The sequence below is a fragment of the Ornithinimicrobium cavernae genome (genome assembly GCF_003121625.1).
GTDB classification, from domain to species: Bacteria; Actinomycetota; Actinomycetes; order Actinomycetales; family Dermatophilaceae; genus Ornithinicoccus; species Ornithinicoccus cavernae.
Window position 1 is genome coordinate 216,698 of sequence record NZ_QDDJ01000002.1, and the last position, 17,910, is coordinate 234,607.

Here is a 17,910-nt window from a genome sequence, read left to right on the forward strand (position 1 = left end):
TCAGGCCCGCTGCTCGGCCGGCCCGACGGGGTCGACCGACCGCAGCTCCTCGGCCAGGGCGAGCAGGCCGGCACGCTGTGCCGCGTCGTCGGTGCCTGTGGCGTGGACCATGAGGTACTCGATGAGCCGGGCCACGCCCTCCCCCGGGCGGCCGGCGTCCAGGTCGAGCAGCGCCTGCAGCGCCACCACGGCGGCACTGTCGCTGCGCTGCACCGCGACCTCGTCGAGGACCTCCTGCGCCTCCCCGGGCCGCTCCAGCTGCCGCAGCGCGGACGCCATGGCCACCTGGGCCCGGAACCGGTGCGGCTCGCGCAGCCGCGCCGCCAGGGCCTCCCGGTAGCGGCTGACCGCCTGGGTGGTCTGCCCGGCCGCCTCGAGCGCGGCCGCCAGCTCGAAGACCAGGCGAGGGTCCTCCGGCGCCTGCTCGAGGAGGTTGCGTGCCGCCTCGACACGCTCCTGCGGGGGCTGGTCCTGGATCGCGGTGAGCACCGCCTCCAGGTCGTGCTCGCCCCGCGCGGCCCGCACCTTGCGCCGGATCTGCCGCGCGGTGTCCTGGATCGCGCCGTGCTCCGTCAGCCAGGCGACGACCCCGTCCCGGTCCCGGTGCACCATGAGCGCGCCGACGTCACCGTCAGCCATGTGCTCGGCCAGGGCAGCGAGCCCGGCGACCTCGTCCTCGGAGGACCCCGAGGACACGGCACCGACGTTGGCCAGGCCCTGCACGAACTGGGCCTCGAGGTCCTCCATGGACCGGCCCCGCAGGTAGTGCCCCTTGTGGACGATGTGCACGCGGTCCGCCCGACGGCCGGCGATCTCGCCCAGGCCGATGAGGATCTCGTCGGTGCGGTCGCCGACCCCACCCAGCCCGAGGTGCACCCGGTCGCCGGGCGGGCGCAGCCCCTCCGCGACGTTGAGCAGCGCCTCGAGCCCGGCCTCGTTGTGCGCCAGGTCGACGATCATCGTGGCGGTCCCGCCCGAGGGCACGGGCAGGGTCCACACGTTCATCCGCCCCGGGTTGTGCTCCAGGTCGGGCGCGAAGGTGCGCAGCCCCTCGATGACCGCCTCGCGCGGCAGCCCCAGGCCGAGCCCGCCGGCCGTCGCGGCCAGTGCGTTGGCGATGTTGTGCTCCGAGAGCCCCGACAGGGTCATCGGCACGTCGAGGATGCGGATCAGTCGATCGGGATCTGCGCCGCGGCGCAGGATGACGATGTCACCCTCCAGCACCGTCATGCCCCGACCACCACGCTCGACCGTCTCCCGCAGGGCCGGGGAGTCCGCATCGAGGCTGAACATCCAGATCCGGCCGCTGGCCTGCGAGGCCATCGCCCGCACGCGCGGGTCGTCGCCGTTGAGCACGACCCAGCCGTCCTTGCGGGTCACCCGCGTGATGATGGACTTGACCTCGGCCAGCTGGTCGACGGTGTCGATGCCGTGCAGTCCCAGGTGGTCGGCGGTCACGTTGGTCACGATGCTCACGTCGTTGTGGGAGACCCCCATCCCCTTGAGCAGCAGCCCACCGCGGGCCGTCTCCAGCAACCCCAGCTCGACCGAGCGGTCCTCCAGCACGTGGCGTCCGCCGGACGGGCCGGAGTAGTCGCCAGCGACCTTCAGCTCCCCCTGGATGAACACACCCTCCGTGGAGCTCCACCCACAGCGCAGGCCGGCGGTCATCCCCATGTGGGCCAGCAGGCGGGTGGTGGAGGTCTTGCCGTTGGTGCCGGTGACGGACGCGACCGGGATGCGGGGACGGATCTGCGCGGGCCGGGTGGCGTCCTCGGCCGCGCGGACCGTCGCCGCCGCCTCGGCCAGCAGCTGGTCGGCCCCGCCGCCGGAGAGCAGCCCGTCCAGGACGGGCCCCAGGGCCTCGCCGAGCGCCACCGCCCGGCCCCGGTGCCGCCACGGGAAGGCCACGACCACGGAGGTGAGGTCCGTGCCGACCCGGCCGCGCACACCGACCCGGCTCGGCACCGCGTCCGAGACACGACGGAGCACCGTGCTCGCGAGGCGGCTCAGGAACCGCTGCCGCTGCTCGGTCTGGGGTGCGCCCGGCACGGCGCGGCGCAGGCCGACCACCTCGGCGATGGCGGTCGCCGCCTCGGCATCCAGGGCCTGGTAGCCGGGCAGGGAGAGGCTCACCTTGACCGCGGGGCGCGCGAAGTAGAGGTTCGGGCCCTCGAGCAGGCGCACCTCGGTCACCTGGACCGCGGTCGCGTCGGTCATCGCGGTCAGAAACCCATCGCGTGGAACCCGCCGTCCACGTGGACGATCTCACCGGTCGTCGCCGGGAACCAGTCCGACATGAGGGCGACGCAGGCCCTGGCGGCGGGCTCGGCGTCCCGCAGGTCCCACCCGAGGGGCGAGCGCTCACCCCATCGCTCGAACTGCTCGAACATCGGGATGGACCGGGCTGCGGTGGTCGCGATGGGCCCGGCCGAGACCAGGTTGGACCGGATCCCCTTGGGGCCCAGGTCGCGGGCGAGATAGCGGTTGGTGGCCTCGAACGCGGCCTTGGCCACGCCCATCCAGTCGTAGACCGGCCAGGCCTGCTGGGCGTCCAGGGTCAGGCCGACGACGCTGCCGCCCTCGCTCATGAGCGGCAGGGCGGCCACGGCGAGGGACTTCAGGGAGTATGCCGACACCTGCAGTGCCGTAGCGACGTCCTCCCAGTCGGCGGCCAGGAAGTCGAAGGCACCGGGGGGTGCGTAGCCGATCGAGTGCAGCACCCCGTCGAGGTGGTCGGTGTGCTCGCGGAGCCGCTCCGCCAGGGTGTCCAGGTGCTCCTGGTTCGACACGTCGAGCTCCACCACCTCGGGGGTGACGGGGAGCCGCTTGGCGATCGACTGGGTGATCCGGAAGGTGCGGCCGAAGGAGGTGAGGACCACCTCGGCACCCTGCTCCTGGGCCAGTCGTGCGACGTGGAACGCGATGGAGGAGTCCATGAGGACACCGGTGACGAGGAGCTTCTTTCCTTCGAGCAGCATGGGGAGCAGACTAGCGTCCCGGCGTGGTCGGGTTGACCACGTCAGTGGCCCATCCCGAGACCACCGTCGACGGGCAGCACGGCTCCGCTGATGTAGCCCGCGTCCGGCCCGGCCAGGAAGCGCACCACACCCGCGACCTCCTCGGGCGTGGCGAACCGCCCCGCGGGGATGGCGGACAGGTAGGCCTTCTGCCGGTCCTCGGGCAGCTCGGAGGTCATCTCGGTCTCGATGTAGCCGGGCGCGACGACGTTGGCGGTGATGCCCCGACCGCCCAGCTCACGGGTGATCGACCGGGCCAGGCCCACCAGGGCCGACTTGGACGCGGCGTAGTTGGTCTGCCCCGGGGAGCCGTAGAGGCCGACCACCGAGGAGATGAGGATGATGCGGCCGCGGCGCAGGCGCATCATCCCCTTGGACGCGCGCCGGGCGCAGCGGAAGGCACCGGTGAGGTTGGTGTCCAGGACCGAGGAGAAGTCCTCGTCGCTCATCCGCATCAGGAGCGTGTCCTTGGTGATGCCGGCGTTGGCCACCAGGACCTCCACGGGCCGGCCCAGCAGCTCCTCCGCCTCCGTGAACGCCCGGTCCACGCTGTCGGAGTCCGTGACATCACAGACCACGCCGCGGAGGCCCTCGGGAGGCGTGCCGCTGCGGTGGGTGATGACCACGTCGTCACCGGCGGCGGCGAACGCGCGGGCGATGGCCAGGCCGATGCCGCGGTTGCCCCCGGTCACCAGGACGCTGCGGGGCTCGGCAACGGTGGGGTCGGTCTGCTGGGTCTGGGTCACAGGGCAACGGTAGCCGCTGACAACCGCGCGCACGACCCACCCCGGCGGACGGCGCCGCCCCACGACCCGCGGGCGCGTCCGGGGGACGCGGAGACGTATCGTGGACAGGTGCGCAGGAGAAAGGTCGCCCAGGGGGTGACGAGCGTCCGACGGTCCCCCAAGGAGGACCGGGACCAGCGTCTGCGCAGCTACCTGATCGCGATGGCGATCCGCACCGTCTCCTTCCCGCTGGCGGTCTGGGCGCTGCTCAGCGGCTGGCTGGTGGTCGGCCTGGTGCTGGCCGCAGCCGCCACCTTCCTCCCGCAGATCGCCGTGATGATCGCCAACGCGGTCGACAACCGCACCGCCCCCGCGGGGACCATCACCTCACCGACCAGGGCGCTGCCGCCCGCACCCCAGCGCCACCCGGACGGTGCCGATGATGACCTGTAGCGCCAAGGGGTGCCGCAGCGCCGCGGCCTACGGCGTGGTGTGGAACAACCCCAAGGTGCACACCCCCACGCGCCGCAAGGTCTGGCTGGCCTGCGCCGAGCACCGAGAGCACCTGAGCAGCTTCCTGTCGGTGCGCGGATTCCTGATCGAGGTCCTTCCCGTCGACCAGCTCGGCGAGCAGGACGGCTGACGTTGCTGCGGACCCTGCTGACCCGCCGCTGGCTCACCGCCCTGGCCCTGGCCGTCCTCTTCGGCGTCGTCGCGGTGCTGCTCGGCAACTGGCAGTACTCCCGGCACGGTGAGAAGGTCGAGGCCCGGGACCGCGTCGAGGCACACTACGACGCGGCACCCGTGCCACTGGAGGAGGTGCTCGCGGGCGGGTCCGTGCTCCCGCCGGACCAGGAGTGGACCAGGGTGCGGGCGAGCGGGTCGTATGCCGTGGAGCAGCAGCTCTTCGTGCGGAACCGGCCGCACCAGGGGACGTTCGGCTACGAGGTCCTCGTGCCGCTCGACACGCCGGTGGGCACCCTCACGGTCGACCGGGGCTGGGCTCCCAACGCCGAGAACGCCGCGACGCTGCCCGAGGTCCCGCCCGCCCCGGACGGCCCTGTGGAGGTGACGGGGTGGTTGCGGCCCGGAGAGGAGGACCTGGGCCGGGACCTGCCCGACGGCCAGCTGGCCTCGATCAACCTGGACGCCGCCGCGGAGCAGTGGGACCGCCCGGTCCTGGGCGCCTACCTGGTGCTGGAGGGTGAGCAGTATGCCGATCGGCCGGGCGCGCAGATCGCGCGTCCGGTCCCGCTGGCGGCACCGCGGACGGGCCTCGGGTCGCACTTCGCCTACTCCCTGCAGTGGTGGCTGACCGCGCCGGTCGGGCTCGTCCTGGTGCTGGTCATGGCACGCCGCGAGTGGCGGGACGGGCGGGAGGACGGCACCTCGCCGCGCCCGGCCCGTCCGCGGAAGGTGCGTATCTGGGACGAGGAGGACGAGTAGGTCCCACGTGCAGTGCCCGGGCGTCGACGCCCGGCTGCCTGTCCGTGCCACGGGTGCCTGTCCGTGCCACGGGTGCAGACGGACGGCGTCTCGAGACCCGCCTCACGCCACCGCGACGGCCTCCCGCCGACCGGCCGCTGCTCGCCGGGTGCGACGATGTGCGCATGGATCTGGGACTGGCCGGACGCGGTTACCTCGTCACCGGCGGATCGCGCGGCCTGGGGCGCGCGAGCGCCGAGTGCCTCGTCGCCGACGGGGCCGACGTGCTCCTCGTCGGCCGGGACGCCGACCGGGTGGCACGCACGGCCGAAGAGCTGACCGGCCTCGGCGCGGGCACCGCCTACGCCCTCGCCGGTGACCTGGCCGATCCGGCCGCCGCCGACCAGATCCTCCGGACGGCACAGGAGCACCTGGACAGTCTCGACGGTGCGGTGCTGAGCGTCGGTGGTCCCCCTCCCGGGCGGTTGCGGGAGAAGACGGACGATGAGTGGCGAGCGGCGTTCGAGCAGGTGCACCTGGGGCCCCTGCGCGTGGCCCGCACCCTGCTGGAGGCCGCGACGCGCCCGATGGCGATCACCTTCGTGCTGTCCACCTCGGTCCGCGCGCCCCTCGCTGACCTCGCGATCTCCAACGGGCTGCGTCCCGGGCTGGCCATGGCAGCCAAGACCATGGCCGATGAGTACGGACCCGAGGGCCACCGGGTCAACTGTCTGCTGCCCGGCCGGTTCGACACCGACCGCGTGCGGGAGCTGGACGAGGCCAGCGGCGACGCGGCGGCGCGGCGGGCCCGCCACGCGGCAGTGGTGCCGCTCGGCCGCTACGGCCAGCCCGAGGAGTTCGGCGCGGTCGCCGCGTTCGTGACCTCCCCGGTCGCCTCCTACCTGACCGGGTCCGTGGTGACCGTCGACGGCGGTCAGACCCGCACCCTCTGAGGGCGACCGGCGAACGGCTACGCTGAGCTGCGCCCGGAGCACGTCGCGCCACCGCCGAGCCAAGGAGTCCAGCATGCCCGTCGCCGTCGCCCACAACGCCAGGCCCGAGGGGCGGTCCGCCGTGACCGCTGCCCTGGAGTGGGCCAGGGTCCACGACACCTCGCTCCTGGTCCTCCACGTCGAGGAGACCGGTCTGTCCGGCACCGCCGGGGTGCCGGCCGCCGAGAGCGGGGTGCGGGCGGTGGAGCAGGAGGTCGCCCAGGTGGTGGCGGAGCTCGCCGGTGAGGCGGCTCCCGAGTGGCAGGTGGTGTCGACAACCTCGGCGGGTGACATCGCCTCGGCACTCGTGCAGCTGGCGACCACCCACGGTGCCGAGCTGCTGGTCGTCGGGTCGCGCCGCCGCTCGGAGATCGGCAAGTTCCTCATGGGCCGCACTCTCCAGCGCGTGCTGCTGGACTCACCCGTGCCCGTGCTGGTCGTCAAGCACGCCTGAACGCCAGCCCTCCACGGGCCGGTCGTCGTCCTCCCCTCGCAGCACGCCCCACGCGGGGGGCGAGCCCGCCCCCCACGCCGGCGTGGTCGTCCTCCCCTCGCAGCACGCCCCAACGCGCGTGGCGAGTCAGCACCCACCGGACGCCCAGGACCGAAGACTTGACAACTCACTTGTCATTCTGACAGTTTAGTTGTCATGAACGAAGGCGCCCGGCTCTACGCTGTGCTGCAGCGGATCCGACCCGTCCACGAGCTGTCTGCGCGCGCCGTCGGCGCGGCGCTCGAGGGCACCGACCTCACCGTCCCGCTGCGAGCCGTCCTGGAACGGCTCCACGACGACGGCCCGCAGACGGTCCCCTCCATCGCCCGCCGCCTCTACGTGACCCGGCAGGGAGTGCAGACCCTGGTCGATCGCGCCCGGGAGCTCGGTCTCGTGCAGACACGCCCCAACCCCGAGCACCGACGATCGCACCTGGTCGCCCTCACGCCCCGGGGAGAGGAGACCTTCACCACCCTGCACGCCGCGGAGACAGACCGTCTCGTCACCGTGGCGCGGGGACTGGACCCCGCAGACGTCGCGGCCTGCGTCCGCGTCCTGGACCACCTGGTCACCCGGCTGGAAGAGCTGATCACCACCACCGAGAGGAACGACCCATGACCACGACCCGTCACCTGGAGCACCTCGCGGTGCCCTCCGGCCACCTCGCCTACGCCGTCGACGGCGCGGGCACACCGCCGGTCGTGCTGCTGCACGCCGGCTACACCGACCACCGCATGTACGACCGCGAGCTGGAGCACCTGGCCATGCGCACCACCGTCGTGGCACCCGACGCCCGCACGCACGGCCGGTCCTCGACCGCGCTGGAACCCTTCCGGCACTGCGACGACGTCGCCGCCCTGGTGCGTCACCTCAACCTCGGTCCGGCGGTGCTGGTCGGCACCAGCATGGGGGCCGGCACGGCCGTCGACACCGCCCTGGAGCACCCGGAGACCGTCCACGCGCTGGTGCTCAGCGGTGCGGGCACGAACGAGCCGGTCTTCGAGTCGGCCGCCGCCCTCGAGCTGCTCCGCCGGTCGGAGGAGGCGATCGCGGCGCAGGACGTCACGGGGTGGCTGGCAGCGACCCTGGAGTGGATGGCCGGCCCCGCACGCAGTCTCGACGACGTCGACCCGCAGGCCCGCGACCGCGTCGCGAGCCTGCACCGGCACTTCGTCGGCACCCACCTGCAGCCCGGCGTCGTCCCTCCGGAGCACGTCACCGGATCGTGGGACCGGCTCGGCGAGATCAGCGTGCCCGTGCTGGGCATCGTGGGCGAGCTGGACTTCACCGACCACCACCGGATGACCGAGCGGGCCGTGGCGGGTGTGCGGGACGGCCGTGGCGTCGTGCGGATCCCCGGGGCAGGCCACTACCCCAACCTGGAGCAGCCGCTGGCCTGGGAGCATGCCGTGGACGACTTCCTCGACGAGGTGCTCACCGGCTGAGGGCGTCAGCAGGTCGGCGTCTGCCGCTCGGTGCGGAACTGGGTGTCGTGCAGGGTGCGGTAGAGACCGCCCTGGGCCAGGAGCTCCTCGTGCGTGCCACTCTGCACGATCCGCCCCCCGTCCAGCACCAGGATCTGGTCGGCCTCCCGGACCGTGCTGAGCCGGTGCGCGATGACGATCGACGTGCGCCCGGCCAGCGCCTCGTCCAGCGCCCGCTGGACGGCCGCCTCCGACTCGCTGTCCAGGTGGGCCGTGGCCTCGTCGAGCAGCACGACGGCCGGCGACTTCAGCAGCAGCCGCGCGATCGCCAGCCGCTGCTTCTCGCCACCGGACAGCCGGTGGCCGCGGTCCCCCACCACCGTGTCCAGGCCGTCGGGCAGCCGTTCCACCAGGGACCACACCTGCGCAGCCCGCAGCGCGCGCTCGATCTCCTCGGTCGTGGCAGCCGGCGCAGCGTAGAGCAGGTTGGCGCGGATCGTGTCGTTGAACATGTGTGCCTCCTGCGTCACCACCCCGATGGTGCGGGAGAGGCTGGCGAAGGTGGCGGTGCGCAGGTCCACTCCCCCGATGCGGACGGCGCCCTCCGTCGGGTCGTAGAGCCGCGAGACCATCGTGGTCAGGGTCGACTTGCCCGCGCCACTCGGCCCGACCAGCGCCACGAGCTGACCCGCACCGATGCGCACCGTCACGTCGTGGAGCACGCCGGCACCGTCCGCACCCTCGGCACCCGTCTCCAGCTCGGGACGGCTCTCCAGCGAGGCGATGGACACCTGGTCGGCCCCGGGGTAGGCGAAGGACACCCCCTCCAGCTCCACGTCGACCGGACCGTCGGGGAGGTCGACCGGCTCGGCGGCCTCCCGCACCAGCGGCTCCAGGTCCAGGACCTCGAAGATCCGCTCGAACGAGACCAGGGCCGTCATGATGTCGACGCGGACGTTGGACAACGCCGTGAGCGGCCCGTACATCCGCCCGAGCAGGGCCGCCATGGCGACGAGCGTGCCCACGGAGAGCTGGCCGGCGACGGCCATCAGGCCGCCCATGCCGTACACCAGCGCCGTGGCCAGCGCAGCGACCAGCCCCAGTCCGGCCAGGAAGATGACCCGGTTGACCGCGATCCGGACCCCCGCGTCGCGCACCCCCCTGGCCCGCTCGGCATACTCCAGGTCCTCCTGGGCCGGCCGGCCGAAGAGGCGCACCAGGAGCGCTCCGGCGACATTGAAGCGCTCGGTCATCCGCGTGGCGAGCTCGGCGTTGAGGGTCATCTGCTGCCGGGTCAGCGCCGACAACCGCTGGCCCATGCGTTGCGCGGGGATCAGGAAGACCGGCAGCAGCAGGAGGGCGAGCACCGTGATCTGCCAGGACATCGTCAGCAGCGCACCCAGGATGAGGACCAGGGAGACCACGTTGCTGACCAGGCCCGACAGGATGCTGGTGAACGCCGTCTGCGCCCCGATCACGTCGGTGTTGAGCCGGTTGACGAGCGCCCCGGTCTGGGCGCGCGTGAAGAAGGCGATCGGCTGGCGCAGCACGTGCGCGAAGACCTCGGTGCGCAGGTTGAGGATCAGGCCCTCACCGATGCGGGCACCGTAGAAACGGGTGATGACGGTCAGACCGGCCTCGAGCACGGCCAGGACCGCGACCACGACGCCGAGCACGATGACGACCTGGCGGTCCTCCGGGATGACACCGTCGTCGATGATCCGCCCCAGCAGCAGCGGGGTGGCCACGCCCAGGGCGGCGACGACGATCGTGAGCACCAGGAAGAGCCCGATGTCCGACCGGAACGGCCGACCGTAGCCGACGACCCGGCGCCCCGTGCCCTGCCGCAGCCGGTGGTCACGCACCGACCGGTCGCGGGTGAACCCGCGCATCGTGGCGCCGGGGCCGGATCCGGGACCCATCATCATGTCCTCCCTCCGTCCCTCAGGCGAGGGCGATGAGGTCCTGGTAGTCCTGGTTCCACAGGTCCTCGACACCATCGGGCAGCAACAGGACCCGCTCGGGCTCCAGCGCCGCGACCGCACCCTCGTCGTGGCTCACCAGCACGACCGCACCCTCGTAGGTGCGCAGTGCCGACAGCACCTCCTCGCGGGAGGCCGGGTCCAGGTTGTTGGTGGGCTCGTCCAGGAGCAGGACGTTGGCGGCCGAGACCACCAGCATGGCCAGGGCCAGCCGGGTCTTCTCGCCGCCGGAGAGCACCCCGGCCGGCTTGTCCACGTCGTCGCCGGAGAACAGGAAGGAACCCAGCACCTTGCGGGTCTCGGTCTCGTCCAGGTCCGGGGCCGCCGACTTCATGTTCTGCAGGACGGACCGGTCGACATCCAGCGTCTCGTGCTCCTGCGCGTAGTAGCCCAGGCGCAGGCCGTGGCCCGGCTCCACCTGACCGGTGTCCGGCTCGTCGATCCCGGCGAGGATCCGCAGCAGCGTGGTCTTGCCGGCGCCGTTGAGACCCAGCACGACGACCCTGCTGCCGCGGTCGATGTTGAGGTCGACGTCGGTGAAGACCTCCAGCGAGCCGTAGGAGCGCGACAGCCCCGAGGCCGACAGCGGTGTCCGGCCGCACGGCGCCGGAGAGGGGAACCGCAGCTTGGCGACCCGGTCGACCGCCCGCTCGCTCTCCAGGCCCGCCAACAGCTTCTGCGCCCGACGCGCCATGTTCTGTGCCGCCACGGCCTTGGTCGCCTTGGCGCGCATCTTGTCCGCCTGGGCCATCAGCGTGGCGGCCTTCTTCTCGGCGTTGACCCGCTCGCGCTTGCGCCGACGCTCGTCGGTCTCCCGCTGCTGCAGGTAGGTCTTCCAGCCCATGTTGTACTGGTCGATCTCACCGCGGTTGGCGTCCAGGTGGAACACCCGGTTGACCACCTGCCCGATCAGCTCCACGTCGTGGGAGATGACCAGCAGCCCACCCGGGTAGGTCTTCAAGTAGTCGCGCAGCCACACGATCGAGTCGGCGTCCAGGTGGTTGGTCGGCTCGTCGAGCAGCAGGGTCGAGGCACCGCTGAACAGGATCCGGGCCAGCTCGATCCGGCGGCGCTGCCCACCGGACAGTGTCACGAGCTCCTGGTCGAGCACGCGGGTCGGCAGACCGAGGCTCGAGGCGATCGACGCCGCCTCGGACTCGGCGGCATAGCCACCACGGGCGTTGAACTCGGCGTCCAGGCGGGTGTACCGGCCCATCGCCTTCTCCCGCACCGCGTCGTCCTCACTGCCCATCGCGGTCTCGGCGGCGCGCAGGTCACGGATGACGGTGTCCAGGCCGCGGGCCGCCAGGATCCGGTCCCGGCCGAGCACGTGCAGGTCCCCGGTCCTCGGGTCCTGGGGAAGGTAGCCCACGTCTCCGCGCCGGACCACCGACCCGGCGGCCGGCTCAGCCTCCCCGGCCAGGACCTTGGTGAGCGTCGTCTTGCCGGCACCGTTGCGCCCGACCAGGCCGACGCGGTCCCCCGGTGCCACCTGGAACGTGACCTCGTCCATCAACAGGCGGGACCCGGCGCGCAGCTCGACCCCCGAGACAGTGATCACGTGCAGGACTCCTAGGGGACGGCATACGGCAACAGCAGGTGCTGAGACGGCGGGAGGTGGTTAGTCTACGATCGCGGCGCCACGTCCGGCGAATGGATAGAGCGGAGAGAGCATGACCTTCAAGGAGAACGCCCGGCTCGACACGGGTCAGGTCCGCGGCGGCGGTGGAGGTCGACGGGGTGGCGGCGGCGGCCTGGCGGCCGGCGGCGGCATCGGCGGCATCATCGTGCTCGTGCTCTACCTGCTCTTCGGCGGCAGCCTCGGCGGCGGTGGGACCGGCTCGTCGGGGTCACCGTGGAACTTCGGCGCGAGTGAGGTCTCCACGAGCGGCGAGGGGGTCTCCGAGGACTTCTCGCACTGCCAGACCGGCGCGGACGCCAACGAGCACCAGGACTGTCGGGTGATCGGGACCGTCAACAGCGTCCAGGCCTTCTGGACGAGCGCCTGGTCCCAGTACCAGCCGGCCCAGACCGTGATCTTCTCCGGCACCGTCCAGACGGGCTGTGGCACGGCCAACAGCCAGGTCGGGCCCTTCTACTGCCCGCTCGACAGCCAGGTCTACATCGACGTGAGCTTCTTCGACCAGCTCGAGCAGATGGGCGGCGACGGCGGCTCGCTGTCCCAGATGTATGTCGTGGCACACGAGTACGGACACCACGTGCAGAACCTCAACGGGGTGCTCGGCCGCGCCCAGCAGGACCCGCAGGGCCCCGAGTCGGGGGCCGTCCGGGTCGAGCTCCAGGCGGACTGCTACGCCGGGGTGTGGGTGGCCCACGCCGACGGGACCCGCCTGGGCCAGGAGGACACCGCGATCCTCGAGCCGATCACCCAGGACCAGATCCAGTCCGCGCTGTCCGCAGCCGAGGCGGTCGGCGACGACCGGATCCAGGAGCAGATGCAGGGCCGGGTGACCCCGGAGAACTGGACGCACGGTTCGTCCGAGCAGCGCCAGAAGTGGTTCCTCACCGGCTACGAGACCGGTGACCCGAACCAGTGCAACACCTTCGCCGCCGAGGACCTGGGCTGACCCGGGTTCCCTCTGTGGGCAGGCGGCCGGTCACCTCGGGTGACCGGCCGTTGTCGTGAGGAGACGTGCCAGGCCGGGCACTCGTCATACGGCCCTGCGTGACTCCCGTCACATAACCTGGCCTTGGGAATAGCCTCGACTTGCCGTGCGGTTGCCGTCTTCGTGCGACACAACGTGTGGGACCTCACTCGTCGGCTCGACGTCGACCTGCTGCGCCACAGCACCTCCCGCTGTCTGCGCTGACCCCGCACCCGCCCGCCGCTCCCTGCGGCCCCCGTGGTCAGCCGGCTGAGCCCTGCGCGCCCGCGACCACGCCCTCCCCCGCACCGTTGCCCGAAAGGCTCATTCCTCCATGCTTGCTCGCCTGCGCCGGATCAGTTTCGGCACCCAGGTCCTGATCGGTCTCGTCCTCGGTGTGGTCCTCGGACTGCTCGCCCGCCAGATGGGTGGCGGCGCCGAGGACCCCAACTGGCTGACCGAGACCCTCACGATCATCGGATCCTCGTTCGTCACCCTCCTGCGCGCCATCGTGCCGCCCCTGGTCTTCCTCGCGATCGTCAGCTCCATCGCGAACCTGCGTGAGGTCACCGGCGCGGCCCGCCTCGCCTGGCAGACGCTGTTCTGGTTTGCCGTGACCGCCCTGGCCTCGGTGGCCATCGGCATGGCGGTCGGCCTGGTCGTCAACCCGGCCCGCGGCACCTCGGTGAGCACCGCCGACGCGGCCGCGCCCGGCTCCTCCGGCTCGTGGCTCGACTTCCTCACCGGTCTCATCCCGGGCAACGTGCTGGGTCTGCAGGGCTCGGCCGGGGACGACGGCAGTGTCGGCCTGTCCTTCAACGTGCTGCAGATCCTCATCGTCGCCATCGCCTTCGGAGTGGCCGCCCTCAAGGTCGGCGCACCCGCCGAGCCCTTCCTCAACATCACGCGGTCCGCGCTCGCCGTGGTGCAGAAGGTCCTGTGGTGGATCATCCTGCTCGCTCCCCTGGCGACAGTTGGCCTGCTGGGCAAGGCCGTGGCGACCTACGGCTGGGACGCCCTCGGGTCCCTGGGCTGGTACGCCATCGCCATCTACGCCGGCCTGGCGCTGGTGCTCGCCGTGCTCTACCCCGTCATCCTGCGCATGCACGGCCTGTCGGTGAAGCAGTTCTTCACCGGCGCCTGGCCCGCGATCCAGCTGGCGTTCGTGTCGCGCTCCTCGATCGGCACCCTGCCGGTGACCCAGGCCGTCACCGAGCGCAACCTCGGGGTGCCCCGCGCCTACTCCTCCTTCGCCGTGCCACTGGGTGCCACGACCAAGATGGATGGGTGCGCCGCGGTCTACCCGGCGATCTCGGCGATCTTCGTCGCGCAGTTCTTCGGCGTGAGCCTCGGGCTCACCGACTACCTGCTCATCGCGTTCGTCTCGGTCATCGGCTCGGCCGCCACCGCGGGCGTCACGGGCGCCATGGTCATGCTGACGCTGACCCTCTCGACCATCGGGCTGCCGCTCGAGGGTGTCGGCCTGCTGCTGGCCATCGACCCGATCCTGGACATGGGACGCACCGCGACCAACGTCGCCGGCCAGGCCCTGGTGCCCACGATCGTCGCCGCCCGCGAGGGGATCCTCGACCGGGAGGTGTTCGACGCGCCGCGCGACGGGCACGCCTGGCGCGAGGACCTCGACGTGGTGACCGTGCCGGCCTGACGAGGGCGGCCTCGTGCAGCGGGGCCTGGGCTGACCCGGGGGCGGCGTGACCGCTGCCCCCGGGTCAGCCCGGCTCCCGCAGCCGGATCCGGGTGGCCCGTGCGCGGCGCAGGGTCTCCTGCAGGACCTTCAGCCTGGGGTCGGTCACGTCGTAGAACTCACGTCGGGGCAGCCCGGTCAACGGGGCGAGCCCGGGATCCTGGAGGACCTGCCGCACCAGGGACCTGTCCCCGCCGACCACCAGCCCGTCCACCAGGGCTCCGCGCGGGCCGAGGAGCCGGTCCGCGGCCTGCTCGACGACCCGCCCCACCAGGGCGTCGGCCTGGTTGCCGCGGCGCCGGGCGTAACGCTGCTGGCTCCACCCGCCCGCGGCCGTCCGGGACTGGACGTAACGGGTGCCGCAGTAGTGGTCGGTGAGCTGTTCCCCGACGCCCAGCCCCACGGCATACCCGCCCCTGCGCAGCAGGACCAGCCCGAGCCGCCCGGGCAGATCGACCCGGCCGGGCGCCCAGGCCAGGACCTCGGCGACCGCGCCGTCGGGGGCGGCGAGCACGAACGGCACGGCGACCGGGTCGGCCCCGGGGGACCGCTCCGGCACACCGTGCCGTTCGGTGAAGCCGCTGATCCACCGCTCCAGGCGCGCGGGGTCGACCTCGACCACACGCGTGGGGCTGGTGCTCAGGACAGCCTCAGACATTGAACCCGAGGGCGCGCAGCTGCTCACGGCCCTCGGGGGTGATCTTGTCCGGTCCCCACGGCGGCATCCAGACCCAGTTGATCCGGTAGCTGGAGACCAGGCCCTCCAGGACCTGCCCGACCTGCTCCTCGATCACGTCGGTGAGCGGGCACGCCGCGGAGGTGAGGGTCATGTCGATGACGGAGTGGGACTGGGCGTCGACGGTCAGGCCGTAGATCAGGCCGAGGTCGACGACGTTGATGCCAAGCTCGGGATCGACGACGTCGCGGAGCGCCTCCTCGACGTCGGCGACATTGGGTGGGGTGACGGTCTGGCTCATCGGGTCCTCCTAGGTGGTGGTCTCAGGGTCTCATGTGCGGCTGTGTGTCGTGTCGGACACCACGGAGATGTCCTCGCCGCTGCGGGCCAGTGCGTCGGTGAACGCGGTCCAGCCCAGGAGCGCGCACTTCACGCGGGCCGGGTAGCGGGACACCCCGGCGAAGGCCACGCCGTCGCCGATCTGCTCGGGGTCGCCGGCCTCGGTGCCCCGGCTGGTCAGCATCCGCCGCATGGCGAGGTACGTCTCGAGCGCCTCGCTCACCGGGTGACCGATCGTCTCCTCGGCCAGCACCGAGGTGGAGGCGATCGAGATGGAGCAGCCCTGCGCGTCGTAGGACACGTCGCGCACGACCCCGTCCGTGACCTGCACGCGCAGGGTCACCTCGTCGCCGCAGGTGGGGTTGATGTGGTGCACCTCCGCGCCGAACGGCTCACGCAGCCCGACGTGCTGGGGGTGTTTGGAGTGGTCCAGGATCAGTTCGCCGTACAGGTCCATCGTCCCTCCTCAGGCGGTCATTCCGAAGACGCCGGGCACGGTGTCCAGCGCCTCCACGAAGGCGTCGATGTCGGCGCGGTCGGTGTAGACGGAGAAGCTCGCCCGGGTGCTGGCCGGAATGCCCAGCCGCCGGTGCAGGGGCCACGCGCAGTGGTGGCCGGTGCGCACCGCGATCCCCCGGTCGTCGAGCACCTGCCCCACGTCGTGGGGGTGGATCCCCTCGACGGTGAAGGCCACGGCCCCCACCCGGTCGGCCGGGGCGGCGGGCCCGACCACCCGCACCCACGGGCGCCCGGCCAGCTGCTCGAGGCAGTATGCCGTCAGCTCCGTGTCGTGCTGGTGGACCCGGTCCATGCCCAGCTCGGTCAGGTAGTCCACCGCAGAGGCCAGACCGACGGCCTGGGCGGCCATCGGCACCCCGGCCTCGAAGCGCTGCGGCGGCGGCGCGTAGGTCGAGGACTCCATGTGGACCAGCTCGATCATCGAGCCGCCGGTGATGAACGGCGGCATCGCCGCGAGCAGCTCCGGACGCCCCCAGAGGACACCGATGCCGGAGGGCCCGATCACCTTGTGACCGGTGAAGGCCAGGAAGTCCACGCCGAGCGCCGTCACGTCCACCGGCAGGTGTGGCACCGACTGGCACGCGTCGACCAGGGTCAGGGCGCCGACCGCGCGGGCCGCGGCCACGAGTGGTGCGACGTCGTTGAGCGTGCCGAGCACGTTCGACACCTGCGTGAAGGCGAGGATCCGGGTCCGCTCCCCCACGACCGTCGTCGGGTCCTGCAGGTGACCGTCGTCGGTGACACCGATCCAGCGCAGGGTCGCCCCGGTGCGCCGGGCCAGCTCCTGCCAGGGCACGAGGTTGGCGTGGTGCTCCATCTCGGTGACCACGATCTCGTCACCCGGCCCGAGCCGCAGCCGGGCCGCCACCTCGGGGTCGGCCCCCTCGACGGCACCGGGTGCCCCGGCGTTGCTCATGGCGTAGGCCACCAGGTTGATCGCCTCGGTGCCGTTCTTGGTGAACACGACCTCGTCGGGCCGGGCACCGATGAAGCGGGCCACCGTGGCGCGCGCTCCCTCGAAGGCCTCGGTGGCCTCCTCGGCGAGCTGGTGCGCGCCACGGTGCACCGCGGCGTTGTGCGTCGAGTAGTACTCCCGCTCGGCATCCAGGACGCACCAGGGCTTCTGCGCGGTCGCTCCGCTGTCCAGGTAGACCAGCGGGCGACCGTCGCGCACCGTGCGGGAGAGCACGGGGAAGTCCGCCCGGATCCGGGCCAGCTCATCCTCCGTGAAGGCGGACATCAGACCGCGGCAGCCTGCACGTAGCGGTCGTAGCCCTCGTTCTCGAGGCGGTCGGCCAGCTCCGGGCCACCGGACTCGGCGACCTTGCCGGCCACGAAGACGTGCACGTGGTCGGGGTTGATGTAGCGCAGAATCCGGGTGTAGTGGGTGATCAGCATGACGCCCAGCCCGGTCTGCTCCTTGACGCGGTTGACCCCCTCGGCGACGACCTTGAGGGCGTCGACGTCCAGGCCGGAGTCGGTCTCGTCCAGGACGGCGATCTTCGGCTGGAGCAGCTCCATCTGGAGGATCTCGTGGCGCTTCTTCTCACCACCGGAGAAGCCCTCGTTGACGTTGCGCTCGGCGAAGGCCGGGTCCATCCGCAGGGCCTCCATGGCCCCCTTCATGTCCTTGACCCAGGTGCGCAGCTTGGGGGCCTCGCCGTCGATGGAGGTCTTGGCGGTGCGCAGGAAGTTGGACACCGTCACGCCGGGGACCTCGACGGGGTACTGCATGGCCAGGAACAGTCCGGCCTTGGCACGCTCGTCCACGCCCATCGCCAGCACGTCCTCACCGTCCAGGGTGATCGTGCCGCTGGTCACGGTGTACTTCGGGTGCCCGGCCACGGCGTAGGCGAGGGTCGACTTGCCGGACCCGTTGGGGCCCATGATGGCGTGGGTCTCACCGGAGTTGATGGTCAGGTCGACGCCGCGCAGGATCTGCTTGTGCTCGGTGTCGGTCTCCACGCTGACGTGCAGGTCGCGGATCTCAAGAGTGGTCATGTG

The 17,910-nt window shown here is 72.0% G+C and carries 19 protein-coding genes; 9 read left to right on the forward strand and 10 right to left on the reverse strand.

The window, feature by feature from the left end:
• The 3 genes from DA085_RS02800 to fabG are packed head-to-tail and all read right to left on the reverse strand — an operon-like array spanning nt 1 to nt 3,766.
• Nucleotides 1–2,220, reverse strand: a complete 2,220-nt coding sequence (locus tag DA085_RS02800; protein WP_109471408.1) for a tetratricopeptide repeat protein — start codon at nt 2,218–2,220, stop codon at nt 1–3.
• A gap of 5 nt (nt 2,221–2,225) precedes the next feature.
• Nucleotides 2,226–2,981, reverse strand: a complete 756-nt coding sequence (fabI, locus tag DA085_RS02805; protein ID WP_109471409.1) for an enoyl-ACP reductase FabI — start codon at nt 2,979–2,981, stop codon at nt 2,226–2,228.
• Between the two features lie 41 nt (nt 2,982–3,022).
• Nucleotides 3,023–3,766 (reverse strand): 3-oxoacyl-ACP reductase FabG, encoded by a 744-nt coding sequence (gene fabG / locus DA085_RS02810; RefSeq protein ID WP_109471410.1) that lies wholly within the window; start codon nt 3,764–3,766, stop codon nt 3,023–3,025.
• A 108-nt stretch (nt 3,767–3,874) separates the two neighbouring features.
• Between fabG and DA085_RS21110 the strand changes: the two genes are divergently transcribed.
• The 7 genes from DA085_RS21110 (at nt 3,875) to DA085_RS02845 (ending at nt 8,100) form a co-directional block, all read left to right on the forward strand.
• On the forward strand, nt 3,875–4,198 hold the full coding sequence (locus DA085_RS21110) for a DUF3099 domain-containing protein (RefSeq protein WP_161958397.1): 324 nt from the start codon (nt 3,875–3,877) through the stop codon (nt 4,196–4,198).
• On the forward strand, nt 4,188–4,388 hold the full coding sequence (locus tag DA085_RS02820; protein ID WP_337189757.1) for a hypothetical protein: 201 nt from the start codon (nt 4,188–4,190) through the stop codon (nt 4,386–4,388). Before DA085_RS21110 ends, DA085_RS02820 begins: the two co-directional genes overlap by 11 nt.
• A gap of 2 nt (nt 4,389–4,390) precedes the next feature.
• Nucleotides 4,391–5,191, forward strand: coding sequence for an SURF1 family cytochrome oxidase biogenesis protein (locus tag DA085_RS02825; protein ID WP_109471412.1), 801 nt, complete (start codon nt 4,391–4,393; stop codon nt 5,189–5,191).
• 164 nt (nt 5,192–5,355) lie between these two features.
• The gene (locus DA085_RS02830; protein ID WP_109471413.1) at nt 5,356–6,123 is read left to right on the forward strand and encodes an SDR family oxidoreductase; all 768 of its coding nucleotides are present in this window, start codon (nt 5,356–5,358) and stop codon (nt 6,121–6,123) included.
• Between the two features lie 73 nt (nt 6,124–6,196).
• Entirely contained in the window at nt 6,197–6,616 is a 420-nt protein-coding gene (locus DA085_RS02835) for a universal stress protein (RefSeq protein WP_109471414.1), read from the forward strand.
• Between the two features lie 195 nt (nt 6,617–6,811).
• Nucleotides 6,812–7,273, forward strand: coding sequence for a MarR family winged helix-turn-helix transcriptional regulator (locus tag DA085_RS02840; RefSeq protein ID WP_109471415.1), 462 nt, complete (start codon nt 6,812–6,814; stop codon nt 7,271–7,273).
• Nucleotides 7,270–8,100 (forward strand): alpha/beta fold hydrolase, encoded by an 831-nt coding sequence (locus tag DA085_RS02845; RefSeq protein WP_109471416.1) that lies wholly within the window; start codon nt 7,270–7,272, stop codon nt 8,098–8,100. The genes DA085_RS02840 and DA085_RS02845 overlap by 4 nt, the downstream gene beginning before the upstream one ends.
• A gap of 5 nt (nt 8,101–8,105) precedes the next feature.
• Here DA085_RS02845 and DA085_RS02850 read toward each other — a convergent pair whose 3' ends face one another.
• Both DA085_RS02850 and DA085_RS02855 read right to left on the reverse strand, forming a co-directional pair.
• Nucleotides 8,106–10,007: an ABC transporter ATP-binding protein gene (locus tag DA085_RS02850; RefSeq protein WP_419866490.1), complete on the reverse strand. Its 1,902-nt coding sequence runs from the start codon at nt 10,005–10,007 to the stop codon at nt 8,106–8,108.
• A 16-nt stretch (nt 10,008–10,023) separates the two neighbouring features.
• Complete coding sequence (locus tag DA085_RS02855) at nt 10,024–11,622, reverse strand: ABC-F family ATP-binding cassette domain-containing protein (protein ID WP_109471417.1); 1,599 nt, start codon at nt 11,620–11,622, stop codon at nt 10,024–10,026.
• A gap of 112 nt (nt 11,623–11,734) precedes the next feature.
• Between DA085_RS02855 and ypfJ the strand changes: the two genes are divergently transcribed.
• Nucleotides 11,735–12,649, forward strand: coding sequence for a KPN_02809 family neutral zinc metallopeptidase (gene ypfJ / locus DA085_RS02860; protein WP_109471418.1), 915 nt, complete (start codon nt 11,735–11,737; stop codon nt 12,647–12,649).
• 352 nt (nt 12,650–13,001) lie between these two features.
• Entirely contained in the window at nt 13,002–14,333 is a 1,332-nt protein-coding gene (locus DA085_RS02865; RefSeq protein ID WP_109471419.1) for a dicarboxylate/amino acid:cation symporter, read from the forward strand.
• 64 nt (nt 14,334–14,397) lie between these two features.
• Here DA085_RS02865 and DA085_RS02870 read toward each other — a convergent pair whose 3' ends face one another.
• The 5 genes from DA085_RS02870 to sufC are packed head-to-tail and all read right to left on the reverse strand — an operon-like array spanning nt 14,398 to nt 17,907.
• Entirely contained in the window at nt 14,398–15,030 is a 633-nt protein-coding gene (locus DA085_RS02870) for an acVLRF1 family peptidyl-tRNA hydrolase (protein ID WP_109471420.1), read from the reverse strand.
• Nucleotides 15,023–15,349, reverse strand: a complete 327-nt coding sequence (locus tag DA085_RS02875; RefSeq protein ID WP_109471421.1) for a metal-sulfur cluster assembly factor — start codon at nt 15,347–15,349, stop codon at nt 15,023–15,025. Before DA085_RS02875 ends, DA085_RS02870 begins: the two co-directional genes overlap by 8 nt.
• 30 nt (nt 15,350–15,379) lie before the next feature.
• The gene (gene sufU, locus DA085_RS02880; RefSeq protein WP_109471422.1) at nt 15,380–15,844 is read right to left on the reverse strand and encodes a Fe-S cluster assembly sulfur transfer protein SufU; all 465 of its coding nucleotides are present in this window, start codon (nt 15,842–15,844) and stop codon (nt 15,380–15,382) included.
• 9 nt (nt 15,845–15,853) lie between these two features.
• Nucleotides 15,854–17,146: an aminotransferase class V-fold PLP-dependent enzyme gene (locus DA085_RS02885; RefSeq protein ID WP_109471423.1), complete on the reverse strand. Its 1,293-nt coding sequence runs from the start codon at nt 17,144–17,146 to the stop codon at nt 15,854–15,856.
• Nucleotides 17,146–17,907: a Fe-S cluster assembly ATPase SufC gene (gene sufC / locus DA085_RS02890; protein WP_109471424.1), complete on the reverse strand. Its 762-nt coding sequence runs from the start codon at nt 17,905–17,907 to the stop codon at nt 17,146–17,148. Before sufC ends, DA085_RS02885 begins: the two co-directional genes overlap by 1 nt.
• Nucleotides 17,908–17,910: the final 3 nt, after the last annotated feature.

What these genes read in the sequence shown, in the direction of transcription:
- ypfJ (WP_109471418.1), top strand. Translation starts at nt 11,735, where the DNA reads ATGACCTTCAAGGAGAACGCCCGGCTCGACACGGGTCAGGTCCGCGGC.
- fabI (WP_109471409.1), bottom strand. Translation starts at nt 2,981, where the DNA reads ATGCTGCTCGAAGGAAAGAAGCTCCTCGTCACCGGTGTCCTCATGGAC.
- DA085_RS02840 (WP_109471415.1), top strand. Translation starts at nt 6,812, where the DNA reads ATGAACGAAGGCGCCCGGCTCTACGCTGTGCTGCAGCGGATCCGACCC.
- DA085_RS02885 (WP_109471423.1), bottom strand. Translation starts at nt 17,146, where the DNA reads ATGTCCGCCTTCACGGAGGATGAGCTGGCCCGGATCCGGGCGGACTTC.
- sufU (WP_109471422.1), bottom strand. Translation starts at nt 15,844, where the DNA reads ATGGACCTGTACGGCGAACTGATCCTGGACCACTCCAAACACCCCCAG.
- DA085_RS02850 (WP_419866490.1), bottom strand. Translation starts at nt 10,007, where the DNA reads ATGATGATGGGTCCCGGATCCGGCCCCGGCGCCACGATGCGCGGGTTC.
- DA085_RS02800 (WP_109471408.1), bottom strand. Translation starts at nt 2,220, where the DNA reads ATGACCGACGCGACCGCGGTCCAGGTGACCGAGGTGCGCCTGCTCGAG.
- sufC (WP_109471424.1), bottom strand. Translation starts at nt 17,907, where the DNA reads ATGACCACTCTTGAGATCCGCGACCTGCACGTCAGCGTGGAGACCGAC.
- DA085_RS02845 (WP_109471416.1), top strand. Translation starts at nt 7,270, where the DNA reads ATGACCACGACCCGTCACCTGGAGCACCTCGCGGTGCCCTCCGGCCAC.
- DA085_RS02835 (WP_109471414.1), top strand. Translation starts at nt 6,197, where the DNA reads ATGCCCGTCGCCGTCGCCCACAACGCCAGGCCCGAGGGGCGGTCCGCC.
- DA085_RS02820 (WP_337189757.1), top strand. Translation starts at nt 4,188, where the DNA reads ATGACCTGTAGCGCCAAGGGGTGCCGCAGCGCCGCGGCCTACGGCGTG.
- DA085_RS02865 (WP_109471419.1), top strand. Translation starts at nt 13,002, where the DNA reads ATGCTTGCTCGCCTGCGCCGGATCAGTTTCGGCACCCAGGTCCTGATC.
- DA085_RS02875 (WP_109471421.1), bottom strand. Translation starts at nt 15,349, where the DNA reads ATGAGCCAGACCGTCACCCCACCCAATGTCGCCGACGTCGAGGAGGCG.
- DA085_RS02870 (WP_109471420.1), bottom strand. Translation starts at nt 15,030, where the DNA reads ATGTCTGAGGCTGTCCTGAGCACCAGCCCCACGCGTGTGGTCGAGGTC.
- DA085_RS02830 (WP_109471413.1), top strand. Translation starts at nt 5,356, where the DNA reads ATGGATCTGGGACTGGCCGGACGCGGTTACCTCGTCACCGGCGGATCG.